Origin of the sequence: Xanthomonas hyacinthi, from assembly GCF_009769165.1 — a bacterium.
Classification (GTDB): Bacteria; Pseudomonadota; Gammaproteobacteria; order Xanthomonadales; family Xanthomonadaceae; genus Xanthomonas_A; species Xanthomonas_A hyacinthi.
This window is the reverse complement of record NZ_CP043476.1, coordinates 2,114,174-2,129,223: the sequence shown is the minus strand read 5'-3', so window position 1 is coordinate 2,129,223 and position 15,050 is coordinate 2,114,174. Positions and strand designations below refer to the sequence as shown.

The 15,050-nt window shown below is 70.4% G+C and carries 13 protein-coding genes and 2 pseudogenes; 9 read left to right on the top strand and 6 right to left on the bottom strand.

Annotated features, from left to right (window positions below; all coding sequences use genetic code 11):
- Positions 1-141: 141 nt before the first annotated feature.
- Both FZ025_RS09625 and FZ025_RS09620 read right to left on the bottom strand, forming a co-directional pair.
- On the bottom strand, positions 142-1,752 hold the full coding sequence (locus FZ025_RS09625) for a carboxyl transferase domain-containing protein (protein WP_046981212.1): 1,611 nt from the start codon (positions 1,750-1,752) through the stop codon (positions 142-144).
- A gap of 108 nt (positions 1,753-1,860) precedes the next feature.
- On the bottom strand, positions 1,861-3,024 hold the full coding sequence (locus FZ025_RS09620) for an isovaleryl-CoA dehydrogenase (RefSeq protein WP_104558342.1): 1,164 nt from the start codon (positions 3,022-3,024) through the stop codon (positions 1,861-1,863).
- A 133-nt stretch (positions 3,025-3,157) separates the two neighbouring features.
- Between FZ025_RS09620 and FZ025_RS09615 the strand changes: the two genes are divergently transcribed.
- From FZ025_RS09615 to FZ025_RS09605, 3 genes and pseudogenes are all read left to right on the top strand, one after another.
- Positions 3,158-3,775, top strand: coding sequence for a TetR/AcrR family transcriptional regulator (locus FZ025_RS09615; protein ID WP_104558343.1), 618 nt, complete (start codon positions 3,158-3,160; stop codon positions 3,773-3,775).
- 257 nt (positions 3,776-4,032) lie between these two features.
- Positions 4,033-4,551, top strand: coding sequence for a c-type cytochrome (locus FZ025_RS09610; protein ID WP_104558344.1), 519 nt, complete (start codon positions 4,033-4,035; stop codon positions 4,549-4,551).
- A gap of 92 nt (positions 4,552-4,643) precedes the next feature.
- Positions 4,644-6,396, top strand: a pseudogene (locus FZ025_RS09605) (ExeM/NucH family extracellular endonuclease).
- A gap of 242 nt (positions 6,397-6,638) precedes the next feature.
- On the opposite strand, the gene FZ025_RS09600 reads toward FZ025_RS09605, so the two are convergent.
- Positions 6,639-7,013: a MerC domain-containing protein gene (locus FZ025_RS09600; protein WP_046979724.1), complete on the bottom strand. Its 375-nt coding sequence runs from the start codon at positions 7,011-7,013 to the stop codon at positions 6,639-6,641.
- Positions 7,014-7,076: 63 nt separating this feature from the next.
- Here FZ025_RS09600 and FZ025_RS09595 point away from each other — a divergent pair, with 63 nt between their 5' ends.
- Positions 7,077-8,402: a GTP-binding protein gene (locus tag FZ025_RS09595; RefSeq protein ID WP_104558345.1), complete on the top strand. Its 1,326-nt coding sequence runs from the start codon at positions 7,077-7,079 to the stop codon at positions 8,400-8,402.
- A gap of 262 nt (positions 8,403-8,664) precedes the next feature.
- Here FZ025_RS09595 and FZ025_RS09590 read toward each other — a convergent pair.
- Positions 8,665-9,527 (bottom strand): annotated as a pseudogene (locus FZ025_RS09590) (EamA family transporter).
- A gap of 84 nt (positions 9,528-9,611) precedes the next feature.
- Here FZ025_RS09590 and FZ025_RS09585 point away from each other — a divergent pair.
- From FZ025_RS09585 to FZ025_RS09570, 4 genes are all read left to right on the top strand, one after another.
- Entirely contained in the window at positions 9,612-10,277 is a 666-nt protein-coding gene (locus FZ025_RS09585; RefSeq protein ID WP_046979726.1) for an alpha/beta hydrolase, read from the top strand.
- Positions 10,278-10,338: 61 nt separating this feature from the next.
- Positions 10,339-11,436, top strand: a complete 1,098-nt coding sequence (zapE, locus tag FZ025_RS09580; RefSeq protein WP_046979730.1) for a cell division protein ZapE — start codon at positions 10,339-10,341, stop codon at positions 11,434-11,436.
- A gap of 356 nt (positions 11,437-11,792) precedes the next feature.
- Complete coding sequence (locus FZ025_RS09575) at positions 11,793-12,260, top strand: MarR family winged helix-turn-helix transcriptional regulator (protein WP_046979728.1); 468 nt, start codon at positions 11,793-11,795, stop codon at positions 12,258-12,260.
- Between the two features lie 97 nt (positions 12,261-12,357).
- Positions 12,358-12,789, top strand: coding sequence for an organic hydroperoxide resistance protein (locus tag FZ025_RS09570; protein WP_046979729.1), 432 nt, complete (start codon positions 12,358-12,360; stop codon positions 12,787-12,789).
- Positions 12,790-12,815: 26 nt separating this feature from the next.
- Here FZ025_RS09570 and FZ025_RS09565 read toward each other — a convergent pair whose 3' ends face one another.
- Both FZ025_RS09565 and FZ025_RS09560 read right to left on the bottom strand, forming a co-directional pair.
- Positions 12,816-12,983 carry a hypothetical protein gene (locus FZ025_RS09565; RefSeq protein ID WP_158185545.1) on the bottom strand — a complete coding sequence of 56 codons (168 nt, stop codon included), beginning with the start codon at positions 12,981-12,983 and terminating at the stop codon, positions 12,816-12,818.
- Positions 12,984-13,698: 715 nt separating this feature from the next.
- Positions 13,699-14,061, bottom strand: coding sequence for a hypothetical protein (locus tag FZ025_RS09560; protein ID WP_104558346.1), 363 nt, complete (start codon positions 14,059-14,061; stop codon positions 13,699-13,701).
- A gap of 70 nt (positions 14,062-14,131) precedes the next feature.
- On the opposite strand from FZ025_RS09560, the gene FZ025_RS09555 reads away from it, so the two are divergent.
- Positions 14,132-14,902, top strand: coding sequence for an SIR2 family NAD-dependent protein deacylase (locus FZ025_RS09555; protein ID WP_046978873.1), 771 nt, complete (start codon positions 14,132-14,134; stop codon positions 14,900-14,902).
- The last annotated feature ends 148 nt before the right edge of the window (positions 14,903-15,050 follow it).

Genomic DNA, 15,050 nt, shown 5'->3' with positions numbered 1-15,050 from the left:
CAGCAACGGCAACGGCAACGGCAACGGCAACGGCAGAGGCAGAGGCAGAGGCAGAGGCAACAGCAACAGCGGAGCTGTCGGCCATGGTCGGCGGGACCGCCGACGACCGCCACGCGTGCAAAGCAGGGCGATCGCGCCCGCTCACATCCGGAACACCCCGAACCGGGTCGGTTCTGCCGGCGCGTTCAACGCCGCCGACAACCCCAGTCCCAAGAGCCGCCGCGTCTGCGCCGGATCGATGATGCCGTCGTCCCACAGCCGCGCGCTGGCGTAATACGGATGCCCCTGGCGCTCGAACTGCTCGCGGATCGGCGTCTTGAAGGCGCCCTCGTCCGCGGCCGACCAACTGTCGCCCTTGGCCTCGACGCCGTCGCGGCGCACCGTCGCCAGCACGCTCGCCGCCTGCTCCCCGCCCATCACCCCGATCCGCGCGTTCGGCCACATCCACAGGAAATTCGGCGAATACGCGCGGCCGCACATGCCGTAGTTGCCGGCGCCGAACGAACCGCCGATCACCACGGTGAACTTGGGCACCTTCGCGCAGGCCACCGCCATCACCAGCTTGGCCCCGTCCTTGGCGATGCCGCCGTGCTCGTACTTGCGCCCGACCATGAAGCCGGTGATGTTCTGCAGGAACAGCAGCGGGATGCCACGCTGCACGCACAGTTCGATGAAGTGCGCGCCCTTCAGCGCCGACTCGGAGAACAGGATGCCGTTGTTGGCGACGATGCCCACCGGGTAGCCGTGCAGGTGCGCGAAGCCGGTGACCAGGGTGGTGCCGTAGCGCGCCTTGAACTCGTCCAGGCGCGAGCCGTCGACCACGCGTGCGATCACCTCGCGCACGTCGAACGGCTTGCGCGGATCGGCCGGGATTACCCCGTACAACTCCTCGACCGGATACAGCGGCGGCTCCGGCGCGCGCAACGCCAGCGCCGGCGCGGGCTTGCACCAGTTGAGCTGGGCCACGATCGCGCGTACCCGCGCCAGCGCCTGCAGGTCGTTGTCGGCGAAATGGTCGGCCACGCCGGAGATGCGCGTGTGCACGTCGGCGCCGCCCAGCTCCTCGGCGCTGACTTCCTCGCCGGTGGCCGCCTTCACCAGCGGCGGGCCGCCGAGGAAGATGGTGCCCTGCTCGCGCACGATCACCGTCTCATCGCTCATCGCCGGCACGTAGGCGCCGCCGGCGGTGCACGAGCCCATCACGCAGGCAATCTGGGCGATGCCCTGCGCCGACAGGTTGGCCTGGTTGTAGAAGATCCGGCCGAAATGGTCGCGGTCCGGGAACACCTCGTCCTGCAGCGGCAGGAACGCGCCGCCGGAATCGACCAGGTAGATGCACGGCAGCCGGTTCTGCTGCGCGATCTCCTGCGCGCGCAGATGCTTCTTCACCGTCATCGGGTAATAGGTGCCACCCTTGACCGTGGCGTCGTTGGCGACGATCACGCATTCCACGCCGGACACGCGGCCGATGCCGGCGACCACGCCGGCGCACGGCACCGCGTCGGCGTACAGGCCCAGCGCGGCGAGCGGGGCGATCTCCAGGAAGGCGCTGCCGGGATCGAGCAATGCGTCGATGCGCTCGCGCGCCAGCAGCTTGCCGCGCGCCTGGTGTTTGGCGCGCGCCGCGGCGCTGCCGCCCTGGGCGATGCGCGCCTGGGTCTGCTGCAGGTCGTCGACCACCGCGCGCAGCGCCGCGGCATTGGCGGCGAAGGCGTCGCTGCCGGGTTGCAACTGGGTCTGGATCACGCTCATGGCAGGGGCCATCGAAAAGGAGAAAAGAGATTCCGCGTAGGAGCGGCTTCAGCCGCGACGCTTCACCAGGAGCGTGTCGCGGCGAAAACCGCTCCTACACGAAGCGCATCACTTGGTCCGCTCGAACAATTCGCGGCCGATCAGCATGCGGCGGATTTCCGAGGTGCCGGCGCCGATCTCGTACAGCTTGGCGTCGCGCCACAGGCGCCCGGTCGGGTAGTCGTTGATGTAGCCGTTGCCGCCCAGCACCTGGATCGCCTGGCCGGTCAGCCAGGTCGCCTTCTCGGCGGCGTACAGGATCGCGCCGGCCGCGTCCTGGCGGGTGGTGCGGCCGGCGTCGCAGGCGCGCGCCACCGCATACACATAGGCGCGGCAGGCGTTGAGGCCAACGTACATATCGGCCAGCTTGCCCTGCATCAGCTGGAAGCTGCCGATCGCCTCGCCGAACTGGCGGCGCTCGTGCACGTACGGCATCACCACGTCCATCGCCGCGGCCATCAGCCCCAGCGGGCCGCCGGACAGCACCAGCCGTTCGTAGTCCAGGCCCGACATCAGCACGCGCACGCCGCCGCCGACGCTGCCGAGCACGTTCTCCACCGGCACCGCGCAATCCTGGAACACCAGCTCGCAGGTGTTGGAGCCGCGCATGCCGAGCTTGTCCAGCTTCTGCGCGGTGCTGAAGCCGGGCATGCCCTTCTCGACGATGAAGGCGGTGATGCCGCGCGCACCGCCGGCCGGGTCGGTCTTGGCGTAGACCACGAGCACGTCGGCGTCGGGGCCGTTGGTGATCCACATCTTGTTGCCGTTGAGCCGGTAGTGGTCGCCGTGCAGGTCGGCGCGCAGCTTCATCGAGACCACGTCCGAACCGGCGCCCGGCTCGCTCATCGCCAGCGCGCCGACGTGCTCGCCGCTGCACAGCTTAGGCAGGTAGTGCGCCTTCTGCGCAGCGCTGCCGTTCTTGCGTAGCTGGTTCACGCACAGGTTCGAATGCGCGCCGTAGGACAGGCCGATGGCGCCGGACGCGCGCGAGATCTCCTCCATCGCCAGCACGTGCGCCAGATACCCCATCGCGCTGCCGCCGTAGTCCTCCTCCACGGTCAGCCCGAGCAGGCCCTGCTCGCCGAGCTTGCGCCACAGCGGCGCCGGGAACGCGTTGTCGCGGTCGGCCTGCTCGGCCAGCGGCGCGATCTCGCGCGCGGCGAAGGCGGCCACCGTGTCGCGCAGCAGGTCGATGTCCTCGCCCAGTTCGAAATTCAACGACGGCATCAGCATGGCGGGCTCCGGAGGCAGGCGTGCGGCAGACGGGGCGCCTAGAATCCAGGCGGCGCCAGGGAATGGACGCCAGCGTAGCCGGGAACGGTGAAGAAGTGAACAATAATTCATTAATTGAACATAGAATCACCCCATGGCCTACAAACGCTCCGCGCTGATGGAAGAACGCCTCGCCGGCAATCGCCAGCGGATCCTGCTGGCGGCGCGGCGGCTGGTCGCGGCTGGCGGCTTCCGCGGCGCGCCGGTGACCGCGGTGGCGGCCGACGCCGGGGTGTCCACCGGGCTGATCTACCGCCACTTCCCGTCCAAGGCCGAGCTGTTCGTGGAAGTGCTGACCGCGGCGGTGGACCACGAGCTGGCGATCCTGCGCGGCATCGCCGCCGAACCGGCGCCGGCGGCGCAGCGCCTGCGCGCGGCGATCGCCTCGTTCGTGCGCCGCGCGCTGGCCGGGCCGGGACTGGCCTACGCCTTCATCGCCGAACCGGTGGAGCCGGAGGTGGACGCCGAGCGCATCCGCTGCCGGCGCCTGTTCGGCGATCTGTTCAAGGGCATCCTCGCCGACGGCGTGGCCGCCGGCGAATTTCCGGCGCAGGACCTGGACGCGGCCGCGGCCTGTCTGGTCGGCGCCTACACCGAAGCCCTGGTCGGGCCGACCGCGCCCAGCCGCGACGGCCCGCGCGACAGCGAACGCCTGGTCGAGGCGGTGTGCGGCTTCTGCCTGCGCGCGGTCGGCAGTGCAGCGGCGCCATAGCCGAACCTGCGCAGCCGGGCGGCGCTGGCGGGCATGCCGTGCGGCGGCGCGATGCGCCCGGTCGCCCCCCCGCCCCGGACAGGACGCGCCGCGACCGCCGCGGACCGATACGCGCTCCCGGTGCGCGGCACAACTGCTGCGATGCAGCACGCAGCGTCTGCGCTCCGCCGCCTCGCCGGGCTGCCGTGCGCGGCAAACGCTGGCTATACTCGGCCGCGTAGCGGTGGTCCGGTCACCACGTGCCAAAGGGGTGTGATGTGCGGAATTACGACCTCGAATTTCTCAAGCGGTCCTCGTTGGTGATCGGCCTGTTGGTCATCATCACGCTCGGGCTGATCGCGTTCGCGGCCTATTTGCACGGATCGATTCCGCCGGAGGTCTCGCCGGTGGCGCTCAAGCGCACCGAGCAACGCATCGCCCCGGTGGGCGCGGTCTATGCCGGCAGCACCGGCGCCGCGACGCAGGCTGCCGCGCAGGCGGCGGCGCTGGCCAAGGCCTCGGCGCAGGTCGCCTATGGCGGCACCACCGACGGCAAGGCGATCTTCGACAATCTGTGCACCGCCTGCCATACCACCGGCGTCGGCAAGGCGCCGACCCTGGACCATTCGCACTGGGACGCGCGCATCGCGCAAGGCAAGGACACGCTGTACAAGCACGCGATCGAGGGCTACACCGGCCCCGATGGCGGGATCATGCCGCCCAAAGGCGGCAATCCGGCGCTCAGCGAAGCGCAGATCCACGCCACGGTCGACTGGATGCTGTCCAACCTGAAGTAGCCTGCCGCATCCTGCGGGTTCCAGCGCCGCCTCCGGGCGGCGCGTTCGTATTCGATGCCGGCTCGTGCCGGCGAGCTAAGGAGCGTGATCGCATGCGCCTGTTGCCGCCGATGTTGTCGTTGCTGCTGCTTGCCGGCGCGCCCGCCGCGCATGCGTTGACGCCGCCGCAGATGGTGCCGGTCGGGCAGTTGCGGCCGTCCGACGGCGCGCAGGCCGTCCGACGGCGCGCAGGGCGTGGTGTTCGAAGGTGTGGTCACCGCGCGCCTGCAGGCCGGCGGCGACGGCTATCTGGTGCAGGACGCCGGCGACGGCGATCCGCTCACCGCCGACGCGCTGCTGGTGCGCGGCGATGCCGACGCCACGCTGGCGCCGGGCGACCGGGTGCGGGTCTGGGGCGAACTGGCGCCACGGCGCGCGCCGAGCCTGGCGTCCGCCGCCACACCGTTCGCCGGGCGCAGCGTGCGCGCCGCCGGGCACACCGTGCTGGCGCGCGCGCAGCCGCTGCCGCTGCAGGTGCTCGACGCCGCGCCGGCCGACTGGTCGGCGCTGGCCGGCATGCGCGTGCGCATCGATGCGCCGCTGACCGTGGTCGATACCGACGCGCTGGCCAAGGCCGGCGAACTCGGCGTCGCCTTCGGCGGACGCCTGTGGCAGCCCAGCGAGATCGCCGCGTCGGGCAGCGCCGAGCACGCCGCGGCGAGCGCCGACAATGCGCGGCGCCTGCTGCGCCTGGGCGAGGCCGCGGCGCATGCGCCCGACAGCCTGCCCGCCTACCTGGGCACCGGCCAGGCCGCCGCGGCGCCGCGCGCCGGCACGACGCTGCAGGGCGTGGAAGGCATCGTCGGCGGCGTGGTCGAGGGCGCGGCGCGGCTGTATCCGACCGCGCCGCTGCAGCCGACCCCGCCGCCGGCGCCGGCGCCGCCGCCGCCGCAGGTCGCCGGCAGCGTGCGCGTGGCCGCGTTCAACCTGGAGAACTTCTTCAACGGCGACGGCCGCGGCGGCGGCTTCCCGACCCTGCGCGGGGCGCGCAGCGCGGCCGAATTCCAGGCGCAGCTGGCCAAGCTGGTCGCCACCATCCGCCCGCTGCAGGCCGATATCGCCGCGCTGATGGAACTGGAGAACGACGGCTACGGGCCGACCTCGGCGATCGCCACGCTGGTGACCGCGCTCAATGCCGGCGACGGCGGCGACTGGCGCTTCGTCGATGCCGGGCGCGGCCCGGGCGACAACCCGATCCGGGTCGGGCTGATCTACCGCGCCTCGCGGGTCGGCCCGGTCGGCAAGCCGGCGGTGCTGGAAGGCGGCCCGTTCGCCGCGCACAGCCGGGTGCCGCTGGCGCAGGCGTTCCGGCGCGGCAACGGGCCGCCGTTCGTGGTCGTCGCCAACCACTTCAAGTCCAAGGGCTGCGGCGCCGCGGTCGGCGACGATGCCGACCGCGGCGACGGCCAGAGCTGCTGGAACGCCATCCGCACCGACTCGGCGCGGCGCCTGGATGCGTGGCTGCGCAGCGATCCGACCGCCAGCGGCAGCAGTGCCAGCATGCTGCTCGGCGACTTCAACGCCTATGCGATGGAAGACCCGCTGCGCCTGCTGCGCGACGCCGGCTGGCGCGATGCGCTGCCGGAGGCGCACGTCGAGCGGCCTTACAGCTTTATCTACAAGGGCCTGAGCGGCCGCCTCGACCACGCCCTGCTGAGCCCGGCGCTGGCGCCGCTGCTGCGCGGCGCCGCCGAATGGCACGTCAATGCGGACTCGCCCGATGCCGACGGCTACCGCGAGCGCAACCTGCCCGGCCCGTGGCGCAGCTCCGATCACGACCCGTTGCTGCTGGGCTTTGAGCTTTGAGAGCCGGGATTGGGGATTGGGGATTGGGGATTCGTTGAAGCGGAGGGCTGCGATCTGCGCCGCGCGCGGCTGCGCTTAGTTCGAATCTCGGAATAGCGGATGGCGCTGCTGGGTGGGGACCGGATGTGCAAGGAGAAGCGCGGTCGTCCAGGCCGCGAGCCCCGCTTTTGCCAATCCCCAATCCCGAATCCCGGCTTTCCAACAGCCGCATGGCTGGTCATCCCGAATCCCTGGAATAGCGTCTAACAACGCCCGCTGCGCCGCCAGTTCCACAGGTGCGCGCTCGCCAGCAGCAGGCTGCCGGCCACGGTGACCGCGGTTTCGGCCTGCGCGCTGGGGAATCCGAGCGCGCCGGCCAGCAGTCCGCATAGCCCGAGCACAGCCATCGTCCACAGCGGCCACGGCAGCGGCCGCTGCCGCTGCGCGCGCCATAGCGCCAGCCCGGCCAGCGGCAGCGCGATCGCCACGAACAGCCCATGCACCCATTCGGCCTGCGCCCACACGCCGAACAGGGGCAGGGCCGCGGCCAGCAGCGGCAGCGCCAGGCAATGCAGCAGGCACAGCCCGGACAAGAGCACGGCGGAGGCATCGAAGAAGGGGTGAGGCAGCGATTTCATGGGCGGCGATTCCGGCACTGAAGTGTTATATAATAATATTTCTTCCGCCACGTCCAAGCCACCATGCCAACGCCCGCCGTGCGCGACCGCCGCCTTCCCGTCACCGTCCTGTCCGGCTTCCTCGGCGCCGGCAAGACCACCTTGCTCAACCGTGTGCTGCGCAACCGCGACGGCCGCCGCGTGGCGGTGATCGTCAACGACATGAGCGAGATCAACATCGATGCGGCGCTGATCCGCGACGGCGGCGCCGCGCTCAGCCGCACCGAGGAGACCCTGGTCGAGTTCAGCAACGGCTGCATCTGCTGCACGCTGCGCGAGGACCTGCGCCAGGAGGTGCAGCGCCTGGCCGACAGCGGCCGCTACGACTACCTGCTGATCGAATCCACCGGTATTTCCGAACCGATGCCGGTCGCCGCCACGTTCGCGGTGCGCGACGCGCACGGCCGCAGCCTGGCCGACGTGGCGCGGCTGGACACCATGCTCAGCGTGGTCGATGCGGCGAGCTTCCTGCGCGATTTCGGCTCGGCCGAGCGCCTGGCCGAGCGCGGCCTGCAGGCCGGCGCCGACGACGAGCGCGGGCTGGTCAACCTGCTGGTGGAGCAGATCGAATTCGCCGACGTGATCGTGATCGGCAAGTGCGACCTGGCCGCCCCGGCCACGGTGGCGCGCACCCGCGCGGTGCTGCGCGCACTCAATCGCGACGCGCACATCGTCGAAGCCAGCCACGGCGACGTGCCGCTGGACCTGGTGCTGAATACCGGCCGCTTCGACTTCGTGCGTGCGCAACTGGCGCCGGGCTGGATGCAGGCGCTGCGTGGCGAGCACACACCGGAGACCGAGCAGTTCGGTATCGGCAGCTTCGTCTACCGCGCGCAGCGTCCGTTCCATCCGTTGCGCTTCGCGCGCCTGGCGCAGCACGGCCTGCGCGATGTGATCCGCAGCAAGGGCTTCTTCTGGCTGGCCAGCCGCATGGACTGGGTCGGCGAACTGTCGATCGCCGGCGCGGCCACCCAGACCCAGGCGGCCGGCTTCTGGTACGCGGCGCGCACACGCGTGGAGCAGGGCCTGCTGGACACGCCGCTGCCATTGCCGCCGCGACCGCTGCCCTACACCGAGCTGGGCTGGCAGCGGCAGCACAGCGCGTGCTGGAGCGCGCCGCCGCCGCGTGCCGAGGAGGTCGGCGACGCGCGCGAATACGCGGCGCTGCGCGCGTTGTGGCATCCGTTGTGGGGCGACCGCCGCCAGGAGTTGGCGGTGATCGGCGTCGATCTGGACGAGGCGCGGGTGCGCGCCGAACTCGACGCCTGCCTGCTCGACGACGCGGAGCTGGGACGCGGTCCGGTGGCCTGGCAGGCGCTGGCCGATCCGTTCCCGGTCTGGCGGCGCTGATCGGGGTACTCGGAGTCGTACAGCAGCCCGGCTTCGGAGCCTGTCGCGACTGCAAGTCTTCCAATATCCCCCGGTCTGGGATCCACGCGTCGTGCTGGTTGGCCGCCATGCCGTTTGTGGGAGCGGCTTCAGCCGCGACGAGCGCAGACATGCAACCGTCCGGCCGGGAAGCCGTCGGGACTGCAGTCCCTCCCACGGTGGCTCCGGCCGGCGATCGCGGCGCCTCGATCTTCTGCGGCGCAATTGGCGGCCCTTCCCATCGCTAGCCGCGCGCGCCGACCGCGATCAGCACGATCGCCAGCAGCGCCAACCCCAGACCGGCACGATTCCAAACGCTGGTCTTCTCGCCGAAGGCCAGCACGCCGAGCAGCGCACCCAGCACGATCACGCCCAGGTTCATCGCCGCGAACACCACCGCCGGGCTGTCCGGCAGCGCCTGGTGCGCGCGCACGTAGAACGCGATGTTGCCGAAGTTGAGCGCGCCCAGCAGCAGGCCGGCGCCGAGGTTGCGCCAGGCCAGCGGCGCGCTGCCGCGCAGGTGCCGCCACAGCTGCACGCCGAGCAGCAGCACGCAGGCGATGGCGAAGGCGACCAGCAGCGAGGCGGCGAACGGCGTCCCGGCCTGGGCGATGCGCTTGAGCAGCACGTCGATCAGCGCGAAGCCGGCCCATACCAGCAGCAGCCATGGCGCGGCGCGCGCTGCGCCGGCCGGCGCCGGTCCGGGCCGGTGCACGATGCCGGCGATGGCCAGCAGGCCCAGCGCCAGCCCGGCCAGCTTGTCGCCGTTGGCGCGTTCGCCGAACAGCGCGAACGCGGCCGCCAGCGATAGCAGCAGCGACAACCGCTGCGCCGCGTCGGTACGCACGATGCCGGCCAGCGTCACCGCGCGGCCCAGCACCAGGAACAGCGCCGGCAGCAGCACCGCCAGGCCAAGCAGCGCCGCCCACGGCGCCTGCGCGCTGCGCAGCGTGGCCAGCGGGGGGGCAGCAGGGCCGCGCACAGCAACGCCGCCGCCAGATAGTTCCAGGTCACCGCCTGGGCCAGGTCGATGCGCCGGCGCGGCGCCAGCTTCAGCAGCGCCGAGACCAGCACGCTGCACAGCACACTCAGCAGAACGAACGCCACGCGCAGGGGATCCGCTCGGGGAAGAGAACGCTGCGTGCGCATGGCCGGCATGTGGCCTGCACCCAGCCCCGCTATTATGAGCGCATGACCTGTCCCGCTTTCCCCACCGAATCCGGCGCGTTGACCCTGGACGGCCCCGTCGGCCCGCTCGAGGCCGCGGTCGATCTGCCCGATGCCGAGGTGGCCGCGCTGCCGGTCACCGCGATCGTCTGCCACCCGCTGTCCACCGAGGGCGGCACCATGCACAACAAGGTGGTGACGATGGTCGCGCGCGCGCTGCGCGAACTCGGCGTCCAGGTGGTGCGCTTCAATTTCCGCAGCGTCGGCGCCTCCGCCGGCAGCTTCGATCATGGCGACGGCGAACAACAGGACCTGGCCGCGGTGGCGGCGTGGGTGCACGCGCAGCGCCCGCACGATGCGCTGTGGCTGGCCGGCTTCAGCTTCGGCGCCTACGTATCGCTGCGTGCCAGCGCCGCACTGCAGCCGCAGGCGCTGGTGTCGATCGCACCGCCCGCCGGGCGCTGGGACTTCGCCGGCGTGGAACCGCCGCCGCAGTGGCTGGTGATCCAGGGCGACGCCGACGAGATCGTCGATCCGCAGGCCGTGTACGACTGGCTGGAGACGCTGCAGCCGCAGCCGCAGCTGGTGCGCATGCCCGACACCAGCCATTTCTTCCACCGCAAGCTGATCGACCTGCGCGGCGCCTTGCAGCACGAGGTCAAGGCATGGCTGCCGGCGCAGCCGGCGTGAGCGCCATGTGGCGTCATGCGGCCGCATGGCCGCGCGCACGGTGCTGCGCGGGCCGGTGCCGATGAATGTCGCGGCGACGCCCTCGCAACGCTACGCCACCGGCGTGGCGCGCGGCGACTGGCGTGGCGATCCGACGCAGCATGCCGCGCTGGGCGAACTGGACCGCATCCACGCCGCGATCGTGGACAGCGACCAGGACGGCTGGCTGGATCGCCTGTCCGCGTTCTGGAAGAAGCCCGAGCCGGTGCGCGGCCTGTATTTCTGGGGCGGCGTGGGCCGCGGCAAAACCTTCCTGGTCGATCTGTTCTACGACGGCCTGCCGATCGAGCAGAAGTACCGCACCCACTTTCACCGCTTCATGCGCGGCGTGCACGAGCGCCTGCGCGAGCACGCCGGGCAGAGCGATCCGCTGGCCAAGATCGCGCAGGAATGGCGCACCCAGCTGCGCGTGCTGGTGCTGGACGAATTCTTCGTCACCGACATCGGCGATGCGATGCTGCTGGCGCGGCTGCTGGAGCGCCTGTTCGCCGAGGGCGTGACCCTGGTCACCACCTCCAACACCGCGCCGCAGAACCTGTACCTCAACGGCCTGCAGCGCGAGAGCTTCCTGCCGGCGATCGCGCTGCTGCAGAAGTACTGCGTGGAGCTGTACGCCGAGGGCACCGAGGATTACCGCATGCGCGCGCTGACCCGCTCGCCGGTGTACCGCGTGCCGCTGGATGCGCAGTCCGATCCGTGGCTGGACGGGCGCTGGGGCGAGCTCAGCGGGAATGAATCCGCGCGCAGCGGCAACATCGTCATCGAGGCGCGCAAGATCGCGGTGCGCGGCCGCGGCAAGAGCATCGCCTGGTTCGATTTCGCCGCGCTGTGCGAAGGCCCGCGCGGGCCGGCCGACTACATCGAGATCGCGCGCGAATTCAACACCGTGCTGCTCGGCGGCATCCCGCACTTCGACCGCATGAACGAGGATGCGGCGCGGCGCTTCGTCAACCTGATCGACGAACTGTACGACCGCCAGGTCAACCTGGTCTGCACCGCGCAGGACGCGCCGCCGCAGCTGTACACCGGCGAGCGCCTGGCCGGCGCGTTCGAGCGCACCGCCTCGCGCCTGATCGAGATGCAGAGCGCCGAATACCTGGCCACTGCGCACCGCGCCTGAGGATGGTGGCGAGGCGATGGCCTTGGCGAGAGAGCGGCATGCCGTTTTCTCGCCAGGCCTCCTCCTGGACACCGACTTTACGTGGACTCGGGTCCTCGGCCGCGAAGGTATGGCGCACACGGAGCGCTTGCCGCTTGGATTCGTCGCGGCTGAAGCCGCTCCTACAGTGCACCCAGTCAGCCTGCCGCGGTTTCTGTAGGAGCGGCTTCAGCCGCGACGAACGAAGCACGACATCCGGCAGGTTTCGCACTCCTGCCAGCGCCGACGGCCGCAACGAGCGAAACGGCGCACGTGCCGACCGGTGCGATCTTGGAAAAGTGCTTGCAATTAAATAGCGCGCTATGTAAATTGCGGCCATGCCGAAGAAGCGCACCCCTGCCGAGATCCCCAGCCGCGACGCTGCGCTGCAGCTGGACCAGCAGCTGTGCTTCGCGCTGTACTCGGCCAACCTGGCGATGCACAAGCTCTACCGCGGCCTGCTGAAGACGCTGGACCTGACCTATCCGCAATACCTGGTGATGCTGGTGCTGTGGGAAGAGGACGCGCGCACGGTCGGGGCGATCGGCGAGCGCCTGTTCCTGGATTCGGCCACGCTGACGCCGCTGCTGAAGCGGCTGCAGGCCGGCGGCCTGGTGAGCCGGGAGCGCTCGCTCGACGACGAGCGCCAGGTCGTGGTGCGCCTGACCGCGGCCGGCCGCGCGTTGCGCGCCAAGGCCGGTGCGGTCCCCGAGCAGGTGTTCTGCGCTGCGGCGTGCTCGCTGCAGGAATTGCGCCAGCTCAAGCAACAACTGGAAACCTTGCGCGGCAATCTGGGCGGCGGCTGAAACCGTCGCACGCCCATGACGTTCCGTTAATTAAGTAGTGTGCTATTAAATAGCTGTCAATCAACCGGCGCGACGCGCCTTACCAGGAGCAACCACCATGGCCTCACCCGAAAAGATCCTCTACACCGCCCACGCCACCGCGACCGGCGGCCGCGAAGGCCGCGCCGTGTCTTCCGACAAGGCGCTGGACGTGAAGCTGTCCACCCCGCGCGAGCTGGGCGGCGCCGGCGGCGACGGCACCAACCCGGAGCAGCTGTTCGCGGCCGGCTATTCGGCCTGCTTCATCGGCGCGATGAAGGCGGTGGCGGCGCAGGACAAGCAGAAGCTGCCGGGCGAAGTCAGCATCGAAGGCAGCGTCGGCATCGGCCAGATCCCCGGTGGTTTCGGCATCGCGGTGGAACTGCGCATCGCCGTGCCGGGCATGCCGCGCGAGGAACTGCAGGCGCTGGTCGACAAGGCGCACCAGGTCTGCCCGTATTCCAACGCGACCCGCGGCAACATCGACGTGACCCTGGTCGTCCTCGACTGAACGATGCGGCTTGTCCAAAGACCCCGTCACGCGACCTGCGCGGCGGGGTTTTTGCTGTCTGCAATACGGCAGTGGCCCGAGCCATCATGGCGCATGCGCTGCGACGGCATTGAGAGAAAGGGCGGAGTTGGTCGGCGGAGAACGAGACGGCCTTCAAAACGCCGATCCGCGAGAAATTCGAACAGCCAGGCCATGCGTGCTACGCGAGCGCGCGGCTGTGGATTGACGGCAGTAGCAATCCGCGCAGACGCGGCGGGGTGCTGGGACTACGGTTGTCGGCGGCGTTGAACTCGCCGGCGGAACCGACCTGGTACGAGATGTTCCGGATGTGAGGGCGCGCGATCGCTCTGCTGTGCACGCGCGGCGGTCATTGGCCGTCTCACCGACCGTGGCTGCCAGCTCCGTTGTTGCCGTTGCCGTTGCCGTTGCCGTTGCCGTTGCCTTTGCTTTGCTTTTGATCTACCGGGTCCCCTCAGCGCGGCAGACCCGGCGGGCGAATACCCGAAGGGCGGCGCGCAGGATGCGCGACGTTTTTCGTTGGCACATGGATGTGCCATCGAAAAATGCCCGTTGGGGCTGCGGACCTGGAGCGCGCAGCGCGGAAGGCGTGCTGCGGGGTGTGCTTGACCAGCCTTCGGCTGTGGTAAAGCGCTTCTTTTGGTTACTTTTCTTTGCACAAGCAAAGAAAAGTGACCCGCGCCAGCGGAAGCTGTTGCTCTTGCTTCAACGCTTCAACATTCCAGTGCCAAGACAACGGCAAAGGCAAAAGCTTTCGCCTTGCGGCGAGTCACTTTTCTTTGCTCGCGCAAAGAAAAGCAACCCAAAGAAAGCGCGCCCCGCCTCGCGCCCTCCGCGCTGCGCGCTCCGGGTCCGCGTCCATACCGGGGATTCGCGGAAGGGGCTTGTCCGCTACGCGGCCAAGTCCGGGGCATTCGCCTCACGGCGCCAGCCCGCCCGCCGGGGCGAAGCAGTGCTTCGCCTTTTTCCGGCGAGCCCTGCCCCTGCCGCGAACGGCGCACATCCTTGTGCGCCGCCCTTCGGGTTTTTCCCCACCATGGCCGCCGCTTCGGAAGGGAACCGGTAGGTCAAAGGCAACAGCCAGAGCAACAGCCAGAGCAACAGCAGCAGCAACAGCAACAGCAACAGCAACAGCAATGCCTCACGCGATGACGCTGACGACAGCGCCGACGGTGGCGGGCCGCATGTCATGGCGACAGCGATCGCATCGCCTTCGTCCCGAACCTTTTGTCGCACCCACAGCAGCGGCGGCATTGCTGTGCTGCAGATTGAGGTGGAACTGGGTCAATGTGATAGTGCGAAGACCATCACCTTTGTGTGCGCCATGCTCAGTTCCGCCTACAACGCCGATACCGTCGCCGCCTTCATCCAGGGCGCGCGCCGCCTGCTGGTGCTCACCGGCGCGGGCATGTCCGCCGAAAGCGGCGTGCCGACCTTCCGCGGCCAGGACGACAGCCTGTGGGCACGCTTCGATCCGCAGCAGTTGGCCACCGAGCAGGCATGGCGCGCGGACCCGGCGCTGGTCTGGGGCTGGTACCGCTGGCGCATGGCGATCGTCGCGCAGGCGCAGCCGCATGCCGGGCACCACGCGCTGGTGCGCCTGGCCGGGCTGAAGAGCACCACCCTGGCGACCCAGAACGTGGACGACCTGCACCAGCGCGCCGGCAGCGAGGTCGCCGCGCACGTGCACGGGCGGCTGTCGGCGTTGCGCTGTGGCGATTGCGGCCAGGCCTGGCATGGCTTGCTGCCGCCGATCGACGTGCAGGCGCCGACCCAGCGCCTGGCGCCGCCGCGGTGCGCGGCCTGCGGCGGCGCGGTGCGCCCGGGCGTGGTCTGGTTCGGCGAGGCGCTGCCGGCGGCCGACTGGGCGCGCGCCGAGAGCGCCGCCGATGCGGCCGACCTGGTGTTGGTGATCGGCAGTTCCGGCCTGGTGCATCCGACCGCCGGGCTGCCGCTGCGCGCCAAGGAGCGCGGCGCCTACGTGGTCGACATCAATCCCGAACCCAGCGGCCTGTCTTCGCGCGCCGACCTGCACTGGCGCGACAGCGCCGCGGTGGCCCTGCCGCTATTGCTGCAGCGCTGGCCGGCGGGCTGACGCCCGCGCCAGCGCCTCGCCGCGGCACTCGCGGCACACCGCCAGCGCCCGCGCCGCCGCCCCTGCGGCGTATGCGATACGGCCCGCGCAAGGCCCGCTCCGGCGCCCGCCGCAGGGGCTTGCGGCGCTGGCGCGGCAAACGGTTGCC